The organism is Gemella sp. GL1 (assembly GCF_013415365.1).
Classification (GTDB): domain Bacteria; phylum Bacillota; class Bacilli; order Staphylococcales; family Gemellaceae; genus Gemelliphila.
The window spans coordinates 163,771-180,550 of sequence record NZ_JACBYB010000007.1 but is presented as its reverse complement, the minus strand read 5'-3'; the positions used below and the strand labels follow the sequence as shown (position 1 = coordinate 180,550).

The window sequence follows — 16,780 nt, the reverse complement described above, 5'->3', positions numbered from 1 at the left end:
ATCTTGATTAATAATGTAGTATTAGTAGGACGTTTAACGAGAGATCCTGAACTAAGGTATTCTAGTTCGAATCTTCCAATGGTATATTTTACAGTTGCTGTAAATAGAACTTTCACTGATCAAAATGGTCAGAGAAATGCTGATTTTATATCTTGTGTAGTGTTTAGAAAACAAGCTGAAAATATGGCTAGATTTCTTTCTAAAGGTAGCCTAATTGGTGTAACTGGGAGAATTCAAACAAGAAATTATCAGGGAAAAGATGGGAATATGGTGTATACTACGGAAGTGGTTGCTGATAATATTCAATATCTAGAATCTAGATCTAATACGAATAGAAACCAAGATAATGGCTTTGATTCGATGAGTTTTAATAACTCACCACAAAATAATTTTTCAAATTTCAATAACAACAATATGTCAAATAACAATGCAGCAATGCATGATTTTATGAACGATAATTCATCATTCTCTGATTTCGGGGAAGATTTTCCGTCGAATCTAGATGATGATTTCTTAGCGGATGTAGTAAATCCGTTCAAAGACTAATTTAGGAGGAGAATTTCAATGGCACAATTTAACAACCGTCGTAACAATATGCGTCGTCGTAAAAAAGTATGTTATTTCACAAAAAATAACATTGAGACAATTGACTATAAAGACACAGAATTACTGAAAAAATTTATTTCTGAGCGTGGAAAAATTTTACCACGTCGTGTAACTGGGACTTCAGCTAAGTACCAAAGAATGTTAACAACTGCTATTAAAAGAGCACGTCACATGGCTCTATTACCATATGTAGTTGACGAAAAATAAGATTAATTAAAAGAAGACTTGCTATGCGGGTCTTCTTTTAATTAAATAAAAATAATTGGAATTTATCGGAAAATTTGATATAATAAAATAAATATTCAATTAAGGAGCATATTATGTCAGAATTATTAAGAAAAGATGTGAAATTAGAAGATACTTGGGATCTTACGCAAATTTTTGCTACTGATGAAGATTTCTGGAAATCATTTAATGAGGCAGAGGAAGATATTGCTAATATTTCTAAATACCAAAACAAATTGGCTAAATCGTCTAAAGACTTATTAGAAGTATTAAAAGAGTCTGAGAGATATGAAGCAAGATTATCAAACTTGTATGTTTATGCTCATTTAAAAAATGATCAAGATACGAGTGACGCTAAGTATCAGGAAGTGTACTCAAAGGCCTATGATTTATATGTAAAAACATCAACAGAGTGGTCATTCTTAACACCCGAATTATTAGAAGTAGAGGAAGGGTTATTAAATACTTATCTAGATGAATTAGAAGAATTAGGACAATATAAATTTTATGTTGAAAAGATTAATAAAAAGCGTCCACACACACTAGATGCGGAATTAGAAAAAATTATTTCTATGGCAGGAAGTGCTTTATCAGCATCTAGCGAAACCTTCTCAGCTTTAAACAATACTGATGTTGATTTTGGAACGGTTGAAGATAAAGATGGAAATGTTTTACCCTTAAACTTTGGGACTTATGGTTTATACATGGAAAGTAAGGATAGGGTACTACGCAAAAATACTTTTTTTGCTACCTACAAGTTTTATCAAGCTCACATAAATACTTTAGCTTCTACAATCTCAGGGGCATTAAAAGCTAACAAATATTACGCTGATACACATAAATATAAATCAAGTAGACATCAAGCCTTATCAGGAAACTATATTCCGGAGGAAGTGTATGATAATTTAGTAGAGAGTGTTAATAATAACTTGAAGGTATTACATAAATATTACCATTTACAAAAGAGGGTTCAAAAAACAGATGATTTTAGATTATATGATCGTGGTGAATCAATGGTTGATGCAGAACCTCCTAAATTTACATTCGAAGAAGCAAAAGATTTAGTTTTAGCTGCAGTAGCACCAATGGGTGAAGAATATGTAAATGATATGAAGAAAGCTTTTGATGAGAGATGGATTGATGTACAAGCAAATAAAGGTAAGCGTTCTGGAGCCTACTCATCTGGGGGATATTATACTAATCCATATATCTTAATGAATTATAATGGGACTTTAAATGATGTATTTACACTGATTCATGAATTAGGGCATTCTATGCACTCTTATTATACAAGAAAAAATCAACCTCAAACTTATGGTAGTTATTCAATCTTTGTAGCAGAAGTTGCATCTACATGTAATGAAGCCTTATTAGCTCATTACTTATATAATAAGTTTGAAAAAGAAGGTAACAAAGCAGGAATGTTAGAAGTTCTTAACCAAGAATTAATTGGTTATGTAGGAACTTTATATCGCCAAGTAATGTTTGCTGAATTCGAGCATATGATGCATCAAACAATTCAAAAAGGGGGGGTATTAACTGCTGATTTCTTAAACGAGAAGTATTTAGAATTAGTTAAGTTATACCACGGTGATGCTTTTGACCATATTGAAGATGAAATTAAATACGAGTGGTCTAGAGTTCCTCATTTCTACTATAATTATTATGTATATCAGTATGCTACTGGGTTTTCAGCCGCTCAAGCACTGTCAAGTCTTATTTTAGAAGATGAGAAGAATGCTAGGGTATATATAGATGAGTTTTTATCTAAAGGTAACTCAAACTATCCAATAGAGGTTCTTAAAAAAGCTGGAGTTGATATGTCTAAATCAGAAGCTATTGAAAGAGCAATTGATGAATTTGACAGGAAAATCGATAGATTTGAAAAAGCATATTTTGAAAAATAAAAAATAAAAGACTTCGTAAATATTTTACGAAGTCTTTTATTTTATCTAGAAGTAGTTCTAACTTGTTGAGTAGGAGCAGTACTACTTCTAGGAGGAGCCGTAGGTTGACTTATTTGCTGTCTATTAGTTGAAGCTGGAAATGTTACTTGTGGAGCTCTAGAAGTAGCTGTAGTTACTGAAGTAACTGCAGTAACTGCAGTAGCTGATCTAGTAGTTGTGCTAGGAGCTGAACTTGTAATGACAACTGTAGGTCTAGTAGTAGTTACTAGTCTTTCAGTATGTGTTGTTGCTACAATATTATTAGTAGTATTTCTTGTTGTTGTTTGCTCAATTGGTGATATATTTATAGCTGATCTATCAAGGTTTGATCCAAATTTTCTCTGCATTTTAGCATTATCAAGTTGAACGAAAGAAGTAGGAACAATATCACTTCTAGACCCTGGGGCATTATTCATAGGATTGATAGACATATGTCTAATTGTGCTAGGTTGTGTAAATTCCTTAGATGCAGCTACTAAATTAGGGTCATGGTCGTAAATAGCGTTCATGAAATAAGCCCATTGTGTATGTGCGTGAAAAACACCATTGACTGTTTGTGGTTGGTCGAAACCTGTCCAAAGCCCCAGTGTAATATTAGTAGTCCCACCAATAGTCCATAAATCATGGGCATATTCAGAAGTACCAGTTTTAGCGAAAACATTTGATTTATCAAATTTTAAAGCTCTAGCTATATCTTCAGCATTACCAGAAGAAGAAAGTACTTTATTTAGCATTTTAACCATCATATAAGATGTATCTTCAGAGTATACTCTAGTTCCAGGATCAGAGTGAGTATAGATGACATTATCATTAGAGTCTCTAATTTCTTCGATTATATGTGCACGCTTATAGATACCACCATTTGCAAATGCAGCAAATGCAGCTGTATTTTGATTAACAGTAATTCCTCCAGATAATCCACCGATAGAAGCCGCTAGATTTTGCTGGTCATCCTCTGTCAATCCATCAAAATTCATTTTAATTAAGTAATCTTTCATAGGATTTTCTTCATAAAATGCAGAGTACAATCTAATAGTAGGTAGGTTAAGAGACATAGCAAGAGCATCTTCTGCTGCCATCATACCTTTCTCAGTTTTTGAGAAATTTTCTGGTTTCCAACCATAATAGTTGAAACGTTTGTCTAATACATTAGATTTTGGTGTGATATATCCTTTATCCATTGCTGGTCCGAATACTAGTATTGGTTTAATAGTAGAGCCAGGAGATCTATAAGTTTGGCTTGCATGATTTAATTGCTGATCGTCGAAGGAGCGACCACCAATGAAAGCTAATATTTTACCAGTGCTATTTTCAATTATAGAGGCACCTATTTCCATTTGCTTTCCAGCTTGAGTTGTAAAGCCAGTATAAGAATTTTTAGCTTTTTCAAGTGTATCATATAAGTCTTTATCAATTGTTGTTGTAACCTTATAACCACCAGTTAAAAATTTGATTTTTGCTCTTTCCATCACACTAGCTTTATATTCGGCATCGTTATTAAATTTAGTTACGGAATTTTCTTTAATTGCAATATCTTCAGCGAAGATTCGAGTAGCTTCGTTAGTGACGTCACTAGAAATATATGGATATTCAATATATTCATTTTTCATTTCAGTAAGGAAAGATGACTTAATATCAAAACTTAAGGCAATATTATATTCATCTTTTGTAATATAATTTTCAGCAAGCATTCTATCTAGAACATATTTTTGTCTGTTTAGTCCATCATTAATTACTTCATCACTTCTTAGGTTTCCAGAAGAATCGAAGGGAGTATATCTAAAAGGAGATTGAACAAAACCAGCAAGATATGCAGCTTGTGCGACATTAAGATCTTTAGCATTAAGACCAAAAACACCAAGTGCAGCTGTTTCAATACCATTTATATTTTGTCCTAATTTATTCTTCCCAAAAGGAGCCATATTTAAATATTTTTCAAGAATTTCATCTTTTGTAAAATATTTATTTGTTTTAGTAGCAAGAAGAATTTCTTTTGCTTTTCTTTCATAAGAACGAGAATTATCTAATAATTGGTTTTTTACTAGTTGTTGTGTAAGTGTAGATCCACCTGAGACAGAGTTACCAGATAACTCGCTGTATGTTGCTCTAAGTGTAGCTGAAAGGTCAATTCCATTGTTAGAATAAAATGTAGCATCTTCACTTGCGATAATTGCTTTTTTAATATTATCCCCCATTGAAGATAAGGGAATAACTTTTCTGATTAATTCAGAATTAATTGTAGAGGCTTTAGTAGCATTAGCGAAGTAAACTTCACTGTTTTTACTTATATTATTAAATTCTACTTCCATATCATTTGCTGTTAAAACTTTTTGTCCTTTTACTAAATGTCCAAAGAATCCTATACCAACTCCAATGATAAGAGTGGAAATGAAAATTAAATATAAAAAGATATATTTAATAGAAAAATATTTTCTTATGCCTTTTTTCTTTTTTTCTTCTGTATTCATAAGTATACATACCTTTCATATTATATAGTTATATACAGTCTATTATATCATATTATTAAAAAATAATAAAAAAAGTAAGAGTAATTACTCTTACTTTTATCTATTTGTTCTTGCTGTTCCGGTATTTCTAGTCGTATTTCTAGTTGCCGTAGTCGCAGTAGTTCTTCTAGTATTTGTTGCTGTGGCAGTAGCAGTTCTATTGGTATTTGTTGCCGTAGCCGTAGCAGTTCTTCTAGTATTTGTTGCTGTGGCAGTAGCACGTCTACTTCCAGTGTTGTTAACAGCAGCAGTTCTACTATTTGAAGTAGCCGAATTAGCTGTTGCATTTGCCGTAGCTGTGTTACTAGCTATATTAGTCGCTGTGTTTGTCGCCGCCGTGTTAGCAACTGCTGCATTAGTAGCTGAATTATTATTTGTCATAATAGAGTTAGAAGTCCTTGCTGCAGTAGCAGCGTACATTACTCTTGATGCAGCACGAGCAGCACGGCTATCTTCAGAGGCTTTAGCTTGAACAGTAGCGTCTTGTGCTTCTCCTGCATACATTGAATCAGTTTCTGTATTTCTATCTGTAGCATAATATACACCATTAATTTGTTCTACAGTATCAGGCTTTTTGAATGGTTCTGGACTCTTGTCTTTATGAGCTAAAGTCATAATATGTGCAAGAATTCGCTGAGTAGTTTTAGCTTGATTAAATTTCAATGCTTTTAAATATGAATCAATGATATCAGGACCTTGCCAAATAGAAACAGTATAATCAGTTGTATAACCAACCATCCATGAATCTTTTGTATCATTATCAGGGTCGATACCTAAACTAATTGCTTGGTAATAGTCGAAGGTAGATGAACCTGATTTAGCAGCCATATCCAATCCGGGAACATATGCTTCTTCTGAAGTACCTTGTGGTGTTATAACATCTTTAAGCATATCTGTTATAATAAAGGCAGTAGAAGGATTCATAGCTTGTCTAGATTCTCTATTTATATGAATATCATTACCAGCAACATCCTGAATTTTAACGATTGCAGATGCTTTATTATATTTTCCTTCATTTCCAAATGCTGCAAAAGCAGCAGCCATTTGAACAGGTGAGACAGTATCTTCACTACCACCTATGGCTGTAGTCGGATTTTGAGATGTAACATTAATTCCTAATTTTCCAGCAAAATGTTTAGCACGTTCAAAACCAACAGCATCCCATGCTCTAACGGCAGGTACGTTATAAGATTGCGCTAAAGCTCTTCTCATAGGAACATAACCACGGAAAATTCTATCCCAGTTATAGATATAAGAACTATAACCATCAGCAGAATAAGGTGTATCAGCAAACATTGTTTCTGAATCCCAGTTGAAGTATTCAATACCAGGAGCGTAGTCTAAAATTGGCTTAATAGCAGATGCTGGTTGAAGTTTAGAATCAACGGCGAAATTAAATCCACTATATGTATAATTTTTACCACCACCTATTGCCTCAACTAAACCATTTTTAGTGTTTAATACAACAATTGCAGTTTGAGTATCGTGAGCTATCATAGGATAAGTTTCATTGTCTAACATATTTTGGATAGATTCTTGTAATTCTTCGTTTATGTTAGTATGTACTTGTAATCCTAAAGAGAATGGATCGTTCTCACCAGCGAATTCTGGTAAAGATCTAACTTCTTTTTCTACAAAATCAATATAGGCTGAGTATTTAGGATTTTTAAGGTTGTTTAGTTTACGATCAGAATTTTCTTTGTTGACTAAACCATCTTCAATAGGTGTATTTACACCATCATCATATTCTTTTTTAGAAATTTTACCATTATTATACATAGCGTAAAGAACAGTATTTCTTCTTTCTTTAGCAGCTTCTGGATTATCATATGGGTTATAACCGACGGGTTGCTGAGGGATACCTGCAAGTAAAGCTACTTGAGAAATTGTTAAATCCTTAAGCTCTTTATCATAGAAATATTTTGCCGCAGATTTAATACCATATTGATTATCAGAATAGAAGATTTTATTTAAATACATTTCTAATATATCTTCTTTACTATATTTTTTTTCTAATTGTAATGAAAGAAAAGCTTCTTGAATTTTTCTTTCATAAGATTTCTGAGAACTTAGTAAGGATCTTTTTACAACTTGTTGTGTGATGGTAGAACCTCCTTCTAATGTGTTCCCAGCAGCAGTATTAACTAGTAAAGCTTTTACGATACGCTTAGGATCTATCCCTATATGTGTATAAAATCTCGCATCTTCTATAGAAAGTACAGCATCTTTAATATTTTGTGGAATATCTTGGCTAGATACAAATTCCCTTCTTTCATTACCTAAGGTAGCTATAATATTACCATTTTTATCGTAGATGTGAGATGTAAGGTTATCTACAAGCTTCTCTTCGGTAATTTCAGGAACTTTAGAAAATTCTCTAAATAAGTAACCAGCAACTACAAAACCGGCAACAGTAATAGAGAAAAATATAAAAGCACTAAGTGCTTTGAAAAATTTTAATAATATATTAAGCATTACAAAAACTCTCTCTCATTTTCTTTAATTATTTTAAGATAATCTAATCTTACTTTATAATTGAACTCAAGTTCAAAAGCGGTATTTTCAAATTCTTTTAAGGAAATTGATTTTCGACCACCATTTTTGGATCTATTGTAATAATAGAATACATTTTTGATACACATAACAAATGTTCTATCAATTTTCTTAAACCTAACAACAACAAAAGAAATACCACCATGTTTGTAGACATTAATCATGTGTTCAATCTGATGGTCATGTATATTAGACAAAGAAAATGAAGTATCAGAAGATGTTTCCTTTGCCTCAAAATCTATGTATTTTCCATTCCAAAGTCCATTGTAATCAGTAGTTGATGGAGTTTGGTAGTAGGCTTTTTTTATCATAGAGCTTTGTCTATTAGGATAATCAACTTCTACGACTTGTATGGGTATAGGTTTTTTGTGGATTATAGCAATGTCATTCCTAAGATAATATTTATTTGCAAAGTTTATATCTGACTCTAATTGCATACCGCGGCCAGCATAGTTAGTTTTTTGAGAAAAATTATTTTTTCCATTAGGATAATTAACCATAAGAACTCCCACAATTTTTTACTTAATTATACTATATATTTACTATAAAATAAACTCATATAATTTTATTTTTTTAATAAATGCTATATACTAGAATATAAATTTATTGTTGAACGGAGATAATAATTATGGATTTACAAGAAAAGAACAATGAACAAAATAATTTAGAAAAAAATGAAACAGAAATCACTTCATCGAAGAAAAAAAATCTATTGAAATGGCCTTTATTACTTTTAGTTGTTTTCTCTTTAGGAGGCTTAACTTCCTATAAATTTATGGAAAATAAAATAAAAAAAACCGCTAGTCCTCTATTTGCTTCTTCGGAAGAAGTAGCAAATATTAATGCAGCTGCAATTGCCAAAGATTCTGTAGTATCTGTAGTAGGATATTCAGATGTGTCGACTACTTTACAGGCTAGATTGTTTGGAAATTCAAATGTAGACAGCTCGAAAATAAAGGATGGTATGAGAGCGGTAGCTAATGGAAGTGGTGTAATTTACAAAAAAAACTTAGGATCTGCATATATTGTTACGAATAATCATGTAATTGATGGAGTTAAGAAAATAGAAATTATTTTAAGTGACGGTAGCAATATTGAAGCTGAGATTGTAGGTAAAGACTTATGGACAGATTTAGCTGTTTTAAAAATTTCATCTGCTAATGTAAAATCTGTAATGGAATTTGCAGATAGTGATAAAGTTGTGGTAGGACAGGATTCTTTAGCCATAGGTTCTCCACTAGGAGCCACATTATCTAATACTGTAACAAAGGGGATAATCTCTGCAACAGAAAGACAAGTTCCTATGGATATAGATAGTGATGGAACAAGTGACTGGTATCAGACAGTTATTCAAACTGATACAGCTATAAATCCTGGTAATAGCGGGGGAGCATTAATTAATAGTTCTGGTCAATTAATAGGTATAAACCAGTTAAAAATTTCTAATGTGACTTCATCGGTTAGTGCTGAAGGAATAGGTTTTGTTATACCATCAAATGAAGTTAAGTTGATTACGGAACAGTTAGAAAAAAATGGAAGTGTTAAGAGACCAGCTTTAGGTTTACAGTTGATTTCACTATCTACTTTAAATTCTCAAACGGTAAAAGAAGAATTGAATTATGATGCTTCTAAACAAGGTGTTATAGTCAGAAATGTAGAGAAGGATTCAGCAGCAGAAAGAGCGGGCTTAAAAGAAATGGATATTATTACTAAGATTAATAATACTGAGATAAAGTCTGTAGCTGAATTAAGAAAGTATCTATTTGAAAAAACAAAAGTAGGAGATACTGTTAATTTAAGCTATTATAGAAATGGGAATGAAAATTCTATACAACTAGTTTTGGGAGAATTAAAGTCAACAAATTAAAAGTAAATTTTTAGAATAATTTTTGTGAGTATGATATAATGTTTTTGAATTTTAATTAAGGAAAAAATATATGTCGTACTCATTTATTAATTTACACAAAAAATCTAAGGTAGCTTTTGAGACAGAAAACTATTTAATCCATAGAAGAATAAAATCTAAATTAGCTTATGATGATAACTATTTAGAAATTAAAATTTTACCAACCACTATTGAAGAAATGCAATATTACATTGAAGCTAATAGAGCATTCTTTAGTGGAATAGGTGTGAATTTTATAAATATAGTATTAGGTGAAAATGAAAATTTAGATAAAAAAATAGAAAAGTATCTTTTCTCTAAAAATTTTCATAAAAATGAATTAGATTTATATTGTTTAGATGTAGAAAAGAAAAACTTAAAAAATACAAGCGAGTTTGAGATTACTTTATTAGATAGAAAAGATTATACCAATTATCTTCAATTTATATATGAAATTGACTTAGAGTACGCAAATAAAGAGTGGGCAGAACATAATAGAGAATTTATATATGACGAAATTAGGGGAGAAGAAATTATTCAGTTAATTGCAAAAGATGATAATCGAATAATTGCTAGTGTGAATATTATTTTATCAGAAGATTACTTTGAGATAGATAATCTTTATGTTGAAAAAAAATATAGAAAAAAGGGGATAGCTTCTTCTATGATTTCTTATGCAATAAAAAAATTTCATAAAAAATTTGTTATTTTAGTTGCAGATTCTAATGATACACCTAAATATATGTACGAGAAAATTGGTTTTGACCATATTTCAACAAGAATCTCTTATTTGAAAAACGAACTATAGATGGTTATCTTAAAAAGATAACCATTTTTTAATGGTCTTTATTCGTTTTTTTGATCATAATACTAGTTTTTTTAGAGTATATTGCAAACGTTGAGAGGAACTGTTATAATAGAGGAGTAAAAAATTTTAGGAGGACAATTAAATGTCTACGATAGTTATTGTTGGTTCACAATGGGGAGATGAAGGGAAAGGTAAAATTACTGATTTTCTATCTGAAGATGCTCATGTTATAGCTAGATATCAAGGAGGAAACAACGCAGGGCATACTATTAAATTTGATGGTAAAACATACAAATTGCAATTAATACCTTCAGGAATTTTTAATGAGGATAAATTATCAATAATAGGTAATGGTTTAGTGGTAGATCCAAAATGGATTTGTGGAGAAATTGAAGGCTTACAAGCAACAGGTGTTACTTGTAAGGGATTAAGAATTTCTAATAGAGCACATGTAGTGTTACCATACCATTTAAAACTTGATGAGTTAGAGGAAGAAAGACGTGGAGAAAACAAGATAGGAACTACTAAAAAAGGTATAGGTCCTGCATATGTTGATAAATATAAGAGATGTGGAATTAGAATTGCAGATTTGCTAGATGCAGACTTATTACGTAAAAAATTAGAACAAAATTTATTGGAAAAAAATGAAGTATTTGAAAAAATTTATGGTGCTAGTGGATTTATAGTAGATGAAATTTTTGATGAATATTTTGAATACGGTAAAAAATTAGCAGAATATGTAACAGACACTGCAAAATTATTAGAAGATGCTAAGAATAAAAAAGAAAATATTTTATTTGAAGGTGCCCAAGGAGTAATGTTAGATATTGACCACGGTACATATCCTTATGTAACATCTTCTAATCCAAGTGCAGGAGGAGTAACTGTAGGTAATGGATTTATTCCAAGTGAAGGATTTAAAGTTTTAGGTATTTGTAAGGCATACACATCAAGAGTTGGAGATGGGCCTTTCCCAACAGAATTATTCGACCAAGTAGGAGAAAAAATAAGAGAAGTCGGAAATGAATATGGAACAGTTACAAGAAGACCCCGTCGTATTGGGTGGTTTGATACAGTAGTAATGCGTCACTCTTCAAGAGTTTCAGGTATGACTAATTTATCAATTAACTGCTTAGATGTGTTGAGCGGCTTAAAGGAATTAAAAATTTGTACAGCCTATGATTACAAAGGTGAGTTACTAACAGAATATCCAGCCAATGAAAATATTATCAATGAATGTGTTCCAGTTTACGAAGTATTAGCTGGATTTGATGAAGATATTACTGGTGTAACCTCATTTGATGAATTACCAGAAAATGCAAAAAATTATCTAAGGAAAATTGAAGAATTAGTAGGTGTTAAAATCTCTGTCTTCTCAACAGGACCAGATAGAAATCAAACACACTTATTAGAAGATTTATGGAAGTAAACTATAAGAGTAGATAGTTAGAGTGATCTAACTATCTACTCTGTTTTTTGTAAAATTATAAACAGTATGTTATACTGTAAAGATACGATATAAAATAGTGTTTATGAAAAATTATAAAGGATAAATTCATGAATAAAAAAGAAAGAAGAAGACCATCTAAAAAAAAAGTAAATAAAAATTTTAGAAGAATGGCTGAATTAGTTATAATATTCTTTATTATAGCTTTCGTATTCACTTCTCGTGCTGCCTACGATGATATTTTTAAGGAAAAAACTGAGGAGCCAGTGGTAGAAATTAAAGAGCCACCAGCCACAACTACCGTAATAGTAAATTCAGAGCAAGAAAAGTATAATAATGAACAGATGACAGGAGCTATTAATAGCATTATAGCAGCTTATGAAGCAAAATATTCTAAAGCAAAAATATCGGTTATTTATCAGGATATTAAATCAGGATACAGATATGGCTATAACGATAAGGAATATTTCTCTTTTGCATCAACAGCAAAAGTGATTTATGCTATGGATACCTACAATAGGATAGCTAGTGGTGAGATAGATCCAAGTTTACCGCTTGCATATAAGGCATCTTATGCAGCTGCAGGAAATGGTCATATTACTAATAATCCTAAGAAAAAAACTTATGAATTAGAGTATGTAATTATGAATATGATTACTTATTCAGATAATACAGCAACTAATATACTATTACAGGGATCTAATTATAATATGATGACGATTGTAAATAGAGTTTATGCTGGATTAGGAATAAGTACAGATCAGATATTACTAGAGAATAATAAGATGAGACCTGAATCAGTTGAAAAAGTATGGTTGCATCTGTATAAGAATCAAGATAAATATCAAAACTTGATAAAATACCTAAAAGATACACAGGCAAGTGCTTGGATAAAACAAGGTATACCTGGAAAAACTATCGCTTCTAAATATGGACAGATTCCAAATGTTTCAAATGATACATCTATAGTATTTGGAGAAAATGGTGATTACTTGCTATTAATTTATACAGAAGGATTGCCAAATCCAGGAACATCTATCCCAGACATAGCAAGACAAATAAATGAACTTCATGATGAAAAACAAAAATAAAGAAGTAGAATTTTCTACTTCTTTATTTTTGTTATTCTGCCATAAAGTTCATCGATATTTTTAGCATGGCATAAAATCATTAGATACTTAATTTCTTTTTGCCATTTTTTAATCTCTTTTTTTAATCCTTCTTTACCTGAAGATAAGAGTATTTCTAAGAAATTTCTAGAAACACCAGCAGCTTTTGCTCCAAGAGCAAGTACTTTAATAACATCAAGAGAGTTTCTTATACCTCCACTTGCAATAATATCTAGGTTTTTCCTATAATTTTTAGCTATTTCTAAGGACTGGGCAGTAGTATAACCAATTTCCTCAAGATAGGGAGAAGGACTAGAAGAACGACCATTTTCAATTTTAGCAAAGTTAGTTCCATCTTTACCAGAAACGTCAACGGCCATAACCTTGTCTAATTTTATTGCTAATTCAAAAACGGATTTTCCAGTTCCAAAACCTGTTTCCTTAAGAATTATGGGAATATTTATCTTTTCATTAGCATTTTGTAAGTTCTCTAACCAGGTCTCAAAGTTTCTATCACCTTCTGGCATAATCATCTCCTGTAGAGGATTCATATGAAGTTGTAGATATTTGGCGTTGGTAGTATCTATAGCTTCAATAATCTGATGAATATTTTTATCTAATCCTAAATTTACAGATCTATATTTAGGATAGGAAATTTTATCTGCTTCGTTTTTTAAAGCGGGGGAATATGAGCCGGGGAAAAATTCTATACCCATTTCACCACAGACCTCTTCAAAATCTTTATTTATTTTATTACATTCATCACCACCTGCGGTAATAGCGTTGATAAAAAATGGATATTGCCATTTATAGCCACAAATAGTAGTAGAGGTATCTACATCGTCTAAGCCAAATAATGGAATAGAATTATATTCCATTCTATATTCATCTAAAGACGTAGATAATGTTTTATCTTGCAAAGCAATATTAATATGATCTATTTTTCTCATTTAGTATAGTCCTTTATAATTTAGTAAGGTCCAAAGTAATTGTAAATTTATCACAAGTATCTATTTTAAAACCTAAAACCATATCTCCACAGCCAGAACCACTTTGTTTTCCTGCGGAGAAAGTCATGATATATTTTTTCATCGCGATAGTCTCCATTGGTATATTAGAAATTTCCTCCAGATATAAAAGATTTTTTCTTATATCTTTTATTACTAGGGCAACTAATTCTGGATTAGTTCCTTGTAAGAAATTTTTTAACCGAATTACTAATTGATTGGATCTATCAATAAATTTTTTATATTTTCTTTTTTCTAAAATTCTTTTTACTTTTTCTCTTAAGTTAGATGAGGGCATATTCATTTCTTTTTTATTTTGAGCCCATTTTTTCACGTGTATTTTAGTATCAATAACTTCGCCTGTCCATTTAGCAATGATTTCTATAGGTACATTTACATTCAGTTTTTCAATTTGAAGGTTTGGCCAGTCTAGTTTGTCGATAATTTCTTTATCTGAGTAGTTCTGGATATATTCTTTAATTATTTTATCATTGAATTTTTTATAGTATGTAACGCCTTCTTCATAAGAAGCAGCTATATCTCCCATGGAACCAGACATACCATTTTTTAAAGAAAATAAAACAACCAGTTTAAAAACTTTAAGACTATTAAACTCTTGTTTATAAAATCTTAATAAAGCTTTAGTAATAGCTACTAATACAGCACCAGAAGAACCTAAACCATATTTTTTATTATTAGAGATAAGTTCATTATCAATCTTTAGAGAAAATGCTTTATTGACACCACAGTAGTTTTGAATAAATGTTATTAAAGACTGAATTGTGGTAAAGTTTTTGTTTTCTTCATCTAATGCAACTTTAGTATTGTAGACATTGTCACTAATAGTAGTCACTGTATCAGCCTTGACATAGGCGGTTATTTTTTTTGGTACTGATGTTATAATGGCTTTCGCATTATCTTCCAAAATAGCGTATTCTCCAGCAAGATATAACTTACCGTAGGCTATTCCGTGCACAGTATGATTTTTTTCTTCCATACCTTTAATATTTCCTCATATATTTTTTTTTGATTTTCTTTTAAGTATAAGACTTTTACATTTGGACCGGCGTCCATTGTAAAATAGGCTTCCAATCCTTTTGAACGTAGAGATTTAACAATATCCATGGCTAGGTAAGAATCTTCTTCCAAGAAAGAAAATGGGGGATTAGCATATTTTGTAGTAGAGTGCATAGCTAAAGCGTTAGATTCTGTTAATTTACCAATTTTTGTAAAATCATTCTTTGCTAGTGCATCAAGAATAGCTTTGTAGTCTTGCCTAGCTTGTTTTACCCAATCAGCATAGGAAGAAGATGTTTGAACACAGTCTTCCATGGCCTTTCTACTAGAAATTTTCTTTCTTCCTTCATTAACTACAAGTACCATCATAGCCAAATCTAAATCACATTTAATTTCGTGAACAGATCCATCTTCTAACCAGGAAGCCATTTTGTAAAAACTTCTACATGAAGAACCAGATCCTTCTTTAGCAATTTTAACTAAATCTTCAGTGCTTTTTTCAAGTCTGAAATATTCATTACAAGCAAGCACAAGTGCCATAGTTCCTGATGAGGAAGATGATAATCCAGCTGCAGTAGGGACAGTATTGTAACTAATTATTTTAATTTTTTCTCTGTTTTCCGGTGTGAATTTATTTACAAAAGTGATGATTTTTTTTAATTCATCAGCTCCTTGTCTTTCGTCATTGATATAAAATTCATCTTGTCCAGACTCTGATTTTTCAATCTTTGTTTTAGTATATAATTTATCCAATCTAAGTGATAAGTTTGGATTGTATGGTAAGACAGGGTCTTTTGATTTCTTTCCCCAATATTTAATCAAGGCTATATTTGCATAACCTATAGAGTAACTATCCATGATGAATATCCTTTCTCTTTTAGTTTTTTTTGTATCTTTTTTGCTGTATTTTGTTCTGGAGTGAGGGCTATACAGCAACCACCATCGCCACCACCTGTAAGTTTAGCACCAATTGCCCCATTTTTTTTTGAAATTTCTACAACTTCATTATTAGCAGGATGGCAGACACTAAGTTCATTTAATAAAATATGAGCTTTATTCATATAGGAGGCTACCTTTTCGATATCTTTATTCTTTAAAGGTTCAATAACTTCAAGACTTATATTCCCCAATTCTTCAATAGCTCTCTTGTTTTGTTCATAATTTTTTCTAACTCTTTCTACTGCGTGTTTAGTTATTCCTACAATACCAGTATCAATAATTAAAAGATAAGCATCTAAAGTAAAATCTAGTTCCTGAGCTCCTTCTTCTTTAGAGAAGAGTAAGGGTTTATCACTTAGTACCTGACTTACATCAATACCACTTGGATTACCGTGGATGAATTTTTCGCACTTATCAGCAATTTCTTTAATATTTTTGCAAGAATTTGCCCTTGCAATTGCAACAGATAGGGCAGCAGATGAACCCAATCCTCGGCCTAAAGGAATAGAAGAAGTAATCTTAATTTCTGTAGTATTACTAATTCCGCATTCTTTAGCTATATAATCGATAATTTCATCTCTTTCCTGAGTTGTATCAGTTTTATTTAATTTTACATTTATTTTCATTTGGTTAAGAGGAATTGATATTCCTTTTTTACCGTAAACTAAGGCATGTTCACCAAAGAAAATTGCTTTAGCATGAGCCATACAAACCTCTTGATAATTTAAATT

14 protein-coding genes are annotated in these 16,780 nt (G+C 31.2%); 7 read left to right on the top strand and 7 right to left on the bottom strand.

Annotation, left to right across the window (positions count from 1 at the left end):
* Positions 1 to 3: 3 nt before the first annotated feature.
* The 3 genes from ssb (at position 4) to pepF (ending at position 2,738) form a co-directional block, all read left to right on the top strand.
* On the top strand, positions 4 to 546 hold the full coding sequence (gene ssb / locus HZY82_RS01050) for a single-stranded DNA-binding protein (protein ID WP_135156987.1): 543 nt from the start codon (positions 4 to 6) through the stop codon (positions 544 to 546).
* 18 nt (positions 547 to 564) lie between these two features.
* A complete protein-coding gene (gene rpsR, locus HZY82_RS01045; protein WP_135156989.1) occupies positions 565 to 813 on the top strand; it encodes a 30S ribosomal protein S18 in 249 nt (82 codons plus the stop codon).
* A 113-nt stretch (positions 814 to 926) separates the two neighbouring features.
* Positions 927 to 2,738 (top strand): oligoendopeptidase F, encoded by a 1,812-nt coding sequence (gene pepF, locus HZY82_RS01040; protein WP_179938419.1) that lies wholly within the window; start codon positions 927 to 929, stop codon positions 2,736 to 2,738.
* 41 nt (positions 2,739 to 2,779) lie between these two features.
* Here the strand turns inward: pepF and HZY82_RS01035 are convergent, their stop codons facing one another.
* From HZY82_RS01035 to recU, 3 genes are all read right to left on the bottom strand, one after another.
* Positions 2,780 to 5,245 carry a transglycosylase domain-containing protein gene (locus HZY82_RS01035; RefSeq protein WP_135156993.1) on the bottom strand — a complete coding sequence of 822 codons (2,466 nt, stop codon included), beginning with the start codon at positions 5,243 to 5,245 and terminating at the stop codon, positions 2,780 to 2,782.
* Positions 5,246 to 5,341: 96 nt separating this feature from the next.
* Positions 5,342 to 7,759 carry a transglycosylase domain-containing protein gene (locus HZY82_RS01030; protein ID WP_135156995.1) on the bottom strand — a complete coding sequence of 806 codons (2,418 nt, stop codon included), beginning with the start codon at positions 7,757 to 7,759 and terminating at the stop codon, positions 5,342 to 5,344.
* Positions 7,759 to 8,337: a Holliday junction resolvase RecU gene (recU, locus tag HZY82_RS01025; RefSeq protein ID WP_135156997.1), complete on the bottom strand. Its 579-nt coding sequence runs from the start codon at positions 8,335 to 8,337 to the stop codon at positions 7,759 to 7,761. The genes HZY82_RS01030 and recU overlap by 1 nt, the downstream gene beginning before the upstream one ends.
* Positions 8,338 to 8,465: 128 nt before the next feature.
* On the opposite strand from recU, the gene HZY82_RS01020 reads away from it, so the two are divergent.
* The 4 genes from HZY82_RS01020 (at position 8,466) to HZY82_RS01005 (ending at position 13,068) form a co-directional block, all read left to right on the top strand.
* The gene (locus tag HZY82_RS01020; protein ID WP_135156999.1) at positions 8,466 to 9,704 is read left to right on the top strand and encodes a S1C family serine protease; all 1,239 of its coding nucleotides are present in this window, start codon (positions 8,466 to 8,468) and stop codon (positions 9,702 to 9,704) included.
* Positions 9,705 to 9,774: 70 nt separating this feature from the next.
* On the top strand, positions 9,775 to 10,530 hold the full coding sequence (locus HZY82_RS01015) for a GNAT family N-acetyltransferase (RefSeq protein WP_135157001.1): 756 nt from the start codon (positions 9,775 to 9,777) through the stop codon (positions 10,528 to 10,530).
* Positions 10,531 to 10,672: 142 nt separating this feature from the next.
* A complete protein-coding gene (locus tag HZY82_RS01010) occupies positions 10,673 to 11,959 on the top strand; it encodes an adenylosuccinate synthase (RefSeq protein WP_135157003.1) in 1,287 nt (428 codons plus the stop codon).
* Between the two features lie 128 nt (positions 11,960 to 12,087).
* Positions 12,088 to 13,068, top strand: a complete 981-nt coding sequence (locus tag HZY82_RS01005) for a serine hydrolase (protein ID WP_179938417.1) — start codon at positions 12,088 to 12,090, stop codon at positions 13,066 to 13,068.
* 14 nt (positions 13,069 to 13,082) lie between these two features.
* Here HZY82_RS01005 and HZY82_RS01000 read toward each other — a convergent pair whose 3' ends face one another.
* The 4 genes from HZY82_RS01000 to mvk are packed head-to-tail and all read right to left on the bottom strand — an operon-like array spanning position 13,083 to position 16,756.
* A complete protein-coding gene (locus tag HZY82_RS01000) occupies positions 13,083 to 14,036 on the bottom strand; it encodes an alpha-hydroxy-acid oxidizing protein (RefSeq protein ID WP_135157007.1) in 954 nt (317 codons plus the stop codon).
* 13 nt (positions 14,037 to 14,049) lie between these two features.
* On the bottom strand, positions 14,050 to 15,090 hold the full coding sequence (locus HZY82_RS00995; protein ID WP_135157009.1) for a mevalonate kinase family protein: 1,041 nt from the start codon (positions 15,088 to 15,090) through the stop codon (positions 14,050 to 14,052).
* On the bottom strand, positions 15,057 to 15,968 hold the full coding sequence (gene mvaD / locus HZY82_RS00990; protein WP_135157011.1) for a diphosphomevalonate decarboxylase: 912 nt from the start codon (positions 15,966 to 15,968) through the stop codon (positions 15,057 to 15,059). The genes HZY82_RS00995 and mvaD overlap by 34 nt, the downstream gene beginning before the upstream one ends.
* Positions 15,950 to 16,756: a mevalonate kinase gene (gene mvk, locus HZY82_RS00985; RefSeq protein WP_135157013.1), complete on the bottom strand. Its 807-nt coding sequence runs from the start codon at positions 16,754 to 16,756 to the stop codon at positions 15,950 to 15,952. The genes mvaD and mvk overlap by 19 nt, the downstream gene beginning before the upstream one ends.
* Positions 16,757 to 16,780 lie beyond the last annotated feature (24 nt).

What these genes read in the sequence shown, in the direction of transcription:
- HZY82_RS01020 (WP_135156999.1), top strand. Translation starts at nt 8,466, where the DNA reads ATGGATTTACAAGAAAAGAACAATGAACAAAATAATTTAGAAAAAAAT.
- recU (WP_135156997.1), bottom strand. Translation starts at nt 8,337, where the DNA reads ATGGTTAATTATCCTAATGGAAAAAATAATTTTTCTCAAAAAACTAAC.
- HZY82_RS01035 (WP_135156993.1), bottom strand. Translation starts at nt 5,245, where the DNA reads ATGAATACAGAAGAAAAAAAGAAAAAAGGCATAAGAAAATATTTTTCT.
- HZY82_RS00995 (WP_135157009.1), bottom strand. Translation starts at nt 15,090, where the DNA reads ATGGAAGAAAAAAATCATACTGTGCACGGAATAGCCTACGGTAAGTTA.
- HZY82_RS01030 (WP_135156995.1), bottom strand. Translation starts at nt 7,759, where the DNA reads ATGCTTAATATATTATTAAAATTTTTCAAAGCACTTAGTGCTTTTATA.
- pepF (WP_179938419.1), top strand. Translation starts at nt 927, where the DNA reads ATGTCAGAATTATTAAGAAAAGATGTGAAATTAGAAGATACTTGGGAT.
- HZY82_RS01005 (WP_179938417.1), top strand. Translation starts at nt 12,088, where the DNA reads ATGAATAAAAAAGAAAGAAGAAGACCATCTAAAAAAAAAGTAAATAAA.
- mvaD (WP_135157011.1), bottom strand. Translation starts at nt 15,968, where the DNA reads ATGGATAGTTACTCTATAGGTTATGCAAATATAGCCTTGATTAAATAT.
- HZY82_RS01000 (WP_135157007.1), bottom strand. Translation starts at nt 14,036, where the DNA reads ATGAGAAAAATAGATCATATTAATATTGCTTTGCAAGATAAAACATTA.
- mvk (WP_135157013.1), bottom strand. Translation starts at nt 16,756, where the DNA reads ATGGCTCATGCTAAAGCAATTTTCTTTGGTGAACATGCCTTAGTTTAC.
- HZY82_RS01015 (WP_135157001.1), top strand. Translation starts at nt 9,775, where the DNA reads ATGTCGTACTCATTTATTAATTTACACAAAAAATCTAAGGTAGCTTTT.
- HZY82_RS01010 (WP_135157003.1), top strand. Translation starts at nt 10,673, where the DNA reads ATGTCTACGATAGTTATTGTTGGTTCACAATGGGGAGATGAAGGGAAA.
- rpsR (WP_135156989.1), top strand. Translation starts at nt 565, where the DNA reads ATGGCACAATTTAACAACCGTCGTAACAATATGCGTCGTCGTAAAAAA.